Origin of the sequence: Pseudomonas sp. K5002 (genome assembly GCF_013386655.1) — a bacterium.
Taxonomy (GTDB): domain Bacteria; phylum Pseudomonadota; class Gammaproteobacteria; order Pseudomonadales; family Pseudomonadaceae; genus Aquipseudomonas.
On the sequence record NZ_JACARK010001272.1, the window covers coordinates 1 to 659 of the forward strand.

Here is a 659-nt window from a genome sequence, read left to right on the forward strand (position 1 = left end):
GCGCCGGCGGCATCGGGGCAGACGCCGCCACATACGGGTTGGGGCTTTGGCAACCCGCCAGGCCCAGGCCCAGCAGGATCAGTCCAAGACAGCGCTTCATTTCGACCTCCGCAGACTGGGCCGCTTAAACCGGACGGCAGATCCAGTGCAAATAACGCCCAAGTCCGGCAAAGCTTGGGTGACGACGGTGTGCGAGCTCCATCTCCAACAAATCCTGCAACTCGGCGCGGGCCTGGAATTCCACCGGCATATAGTCGTGGAACACCCGCACGCCACTTTGGGTTTCGACCTGCCACAGGCCCTCTAGTTGCGTCGCCAACTCCCGTGGGTCCAGGGGTTGTTGCGGCGTGAGGCTCTGCTTTTCGCCGGCCATATCGTTCTTGCGCATTTTGCGGAAGTGGCCTTTGAGCAGGTTGCGGTAAATCAAGGCATCGCGGTTATAGAAGGCCAGGGACAGCCAGCCACCGGGCGCGGTCAACTGGTGCAGCACCGGCAGGATCGCATGGGGTTCGGCCAGCCATTCCAGCACGGCGTGGCACAGCACCAGGTCGTAGGGCTCGGTGAGTTGGCCCAGCAGGTCTTGCCAGGGGGCTTGAATGAACGTGGCTGTCTGCCCGGCTTCGGCGAAACGCTGGCGGGCGCCTTCGAGCATCGGCTCG

General features: G+C 63.4%; 1 protein-coding gene and 1 pseudogene. Both read right to left on the reverse strand.

The annotated features are described in order from the left end of the window. Positions 1-100: pseudogene (locus HX846_RS35595) on the reverse strand (DUF4136 domain-containing protein); the annotation flags it as partial. 24 nt (positions 101-124) lie between these two features. Further along, a partial coding sequence (locus HX846_RS35600; RefSeq protein ID WP_178967286.1) for a methyltransferase occupies positions 125-659 on the reverse strand: 535 nt, incomplete at its 5' end.